The sequence below is a fragment of the bacterium genome (assembly GCA_021372775.1).
Lineage (GTDB): Bacteria > Acidobacteriota > Polarisedimenticolia > J045 > J045 > JAJFTU01.
In genome coordinates, this window is sequence record JAJFTU010000374.1 from 1 (window position 1) to 2,805 (window position 2,805).

Annotated in this window: 4 protein-coding genes; 2 read left to right on the top strand and 2 right to left on the bottom strand. The window is 75.9% G+C overall.

The genetic code is table 11. The annotated features are described in order from the left end of the window. The coding region (locus LLG88_12350; protein ID MCE5247694.1) for a hydroxymethylpyrimidine/phosphomethylpyrimidine kinase at window positions 1–416 on the top strand (416 nt) is incomplete at its 5' end. Between the two features lie 286 nt (window positions 417–702). On the opposite strand, the gene LLG88_12355 is transcribed toward LLG88_12350, so the two are convergent. Then, entirely contained in the window at window positions 703–1,767 is a 1,065-nt protein-coding gene (locus tag LLG88_12355; GenBank protein ID MCE5247695.1) for an NADH:flavin oxidoreductase/NADH oxidase, read from the bottom strand. Between the two features lie 112 nt (window positions 1,768–1,879). On the opposite strand from LLG88_12355, the gene LLG88_12360 reads away from it, so the two are divergent. After that, window positions 1,880–2,197, top strand: coding sequence for a non-heme iron oxygenase ferredoxin subunit (locus LLG88_12360; protein ID MCE5247696.1), 318 nt, complete (start codon window positions 1,880–1,882; stop codon window positions 2,195–2,197). 62 nt (window positions 2,198–2,259) lie between these two features. Here LLG88_12360 and LLG88_12365 read toward each other — a convergent pair. Continuing rightward, window positions 2,260–2,805 (bottom strand): hypothetical protein (locus LLG88_12365; GenBank protein MCE5247697.1); only part of this gene is annotated, 546 nt, incomplete at its 5' end.

Sequence of the window (2,805 nt, forward strand, 5' to 3'; positions counted from 1 at the left end):
CGAACGCCGCCGAGGCCGCCGCGCTCTGCGGCACGACATGGGCCGCGCGCCCCGACCAGCTTCCCGAGCTGGCGCGGGCCCTCGCGACCGACCGGCGGACGGCGGTCGTGACGGCGGGCGACCTGCGCGCGCTCGACGGCCAGGGAGCGGAGACCGTGCTGATGGCCGCCGCGGGGCCGGCGGACGACGGAACGGGCGCGCTCCGGGAACGCCGCGCCGAGGCGCCGCGCGTCGAGCGCGGCAAGACGCACGGCACCGGCTGCGCCTTCGCCTCGACCTGCGCCGGCCTGATCGCCCGCGGCTCGTCGCCGCTCGACGCGGCGGTCGAAGCGCATCGCCGCGTCGCGCGCGCCTTGGCCCTCGCCGGCGGCCTCCCCGGCCGCCGCCTCTCTCCCGAGATGTGGCGCGTCCGCTGATCTCCCGCGCCGGCCTTCCGACCCGATTCACGCGAATCCTTGCCTACGACGATCGCGTAGGGGAGGCTGGCGCGTCCGGATCTTCGCGTCCCCGCTCGACGCTCCTCCGCGCCTGCCTCCCGACACAATTCACGCGACACCTTGCCGTTGACGCGTCGAAAGGCAACGTTGCGCCGTGTTCAGGTCGGGCGGCAGGCGCGATGGTGCGTCGTTGTTCCGACGATCATCGCGGCGCGCCAGCCGCCCCTACGAGCCGCGCAATCATCGAGCGGCGTCGCGCGTCGAGTCAGCGTTTGGCCCGCAGGTACTGCGCCGGCCACGGCGCGTCCGCGCCGAGGACGCGCGCCGCGTGCAGCGCCCAGTGCGGATCGTCGAGCGCCGCGCGCCCGACCAGCACCGCGTCGGCCGCGCCCGTCGCCACGATCTCCTCCGCCTGCCGCGCCTCCGTGATCAGTCCCACCGCGCCCGTCGGCACGCCCGCCTCGCGCCGCAGCGCCGCGGCGAACGGGACCTGGTAGCCCGGCCCGAGCGGAATCCGCGCGTCCCACGCCAGGCCGCCGCTCGACGTATCGACGAAGTCGACGCCGCGCGCCTTCAGCTCCCGCGCGAAGACGATCGACTGCTCGAGATCCCAGCCGCCGGGGATCCAGTCGGTCGCCGAGATCCGCACGAAGAGCGGCCGGTCGTCGGGCCACGCCGCGCGCACCCGCTCCGTCACCTCCAGCGGGAAGCGCATCCGCGCCGCCGGCATCCCGCCGTACTCGTCGCCGCGCAGATTGGAGAGCGGCGAGAGGAACTGGTGCAGCAGGTAGCCGTGCGCCGCGTGGATCTCCACGACGTCGAAGCCGGCCCGCGCCGCGCGGCGCGCCGCCGCGGCGAACGACTCGGCGATCCCCGGCAACTCCTCCCTCGCCAGCGCGCGCGGCGCCGGATGCCCCGGCGCGAACGGAACCGGGCTCGGCGCGACCGCCTCCCATCCGCCGTTCCCGCGCGGCAGCGGCTCGCCGCCCTCCCACGGCCGCGCGCACGAGGCCTTGCGCCCCGCGTGGCCGAGTTGGATCCCCGCCGCGCAGCCGGCGCTTCTGATCAGCGCGGCCAGCCGCGCCAGCGGCGCGATCTGCGCGTCGTCCCACAGGCCGAGCTCGTACGGCGTGATCCGCCCCTCCGGCGCGACGGCCGTCGCCTCGAGCAGGACCAGCCCCGCGCCGCCGACGGCGCGGGCGCCGTAATGCACGACGTGCCAGTCGGCCGGAACGGCGTCCGGCGCGCTGTACTGGCACATCGGCGACACGAAGACGCGGTTGCGGAAGACGACGCCGCGCAGTTGGAGCGGCGAGAACAGGGCGCTCATCGCGAAGCCTCCGGACGGACGATTTGAAGGTATCGTTTCCTCCCCGCCAGCCGCCGCGCGGCCGCGCAGGACCCGTCCAGCTTAGCGCGGTCGCGGGGCCGAGGAGCCGAGGATGTCCGAAGGAACGTGGCGCCGCGTCGCCGACGCGGCCGAGTTCGACGCCGCCCCGCTCAAGATCGTCGACGTCGACGGCGAGACGATCGTCGTCTGCAAGGTCGCCGGCGCCTTCCACGCCGTCGAGGACCGCTGCTCGCACGACGACGGCCCGCTGGGCGAAGGAAAGCTCGAGGGATGCGCTCTCGCCTGCCCGCGCCACGGCGCCAAGTTCGACGTGACGAGCGGCGCCGCGCTCTCGATGCCCGCCGTCGCGCCGATCCGCAGCTACCCGGTGAAGGTCGAGAACGGCGCCGTCTTCGTCGCCATCGACTGAACGCGGCGCGATCCGCCTTCGCGCGCCGCGCCGCGCGGCCGCGCGGACGTCCGCGGGGCGGATCAGGGGCGCAGCGCCAGCCGCACCACGGCGCCGTCGAGCGTCGCCTCCCACGTCCCGCCGTCGCGGTCGACGAAGAGGAGCCGCGCCGGGGCGCGCTCTCGAATCTTCGTGTCCGCGTCGAGCCGCGCCGGCAGGTCGGCGAACGCCTTCGCCGCCGCCGCCGCGGTCCCGTAGCGCGCGACGAAGAGCGTCTTCGCCGGCGCGCCGTCCCCCGCGTAGTCGCCGGCGACGAGCGTCGCCTTGCCCCACGCGAGCTGCAGGAAGTCGCCGTCGCCCATCGTCGAGAGCGGCTGCAGCCCGAACGAGCCGCGCGCGATCCGCACCGAGCGCGCCACGAGCCCCGCCTTCGGCAGCGCGTCCAGCTCCTCCGGCGCCGGCGCGTCGGCGATCCGCTCCGCGGCGTGGCGGCCGAAGGCGAGCAACGCCTCGCGCACGCCGGGGCCCGGCGCGTCGGCCGTCGCCAGCACGTAGCGCGTTCCCTTGAGCAGCTGGAGCTGCTGCTCGCCGATCGTGTGCCGCGCGGCGAGCGACGGATCGGGGGTCTC

What these genes read in the sequence shown, in the direction of transcription:
- LLG88_12360 (MCE5247696.1), top strand. Translation starts at nt 1,880, where the DNA reads ATGTCCGAAGGAACGTGGCGCCGCGTCGCCGACGCGGCCGAGTTCGAC.
- LLG88_12355 (MCE5247695.1), bottom strand. Translation starts at nt 1,767, where the DNA reads ATGAGCGCCCTGTTCTCGCCGCTCCAACTGCGCGGCGTCGTCTTCCGC.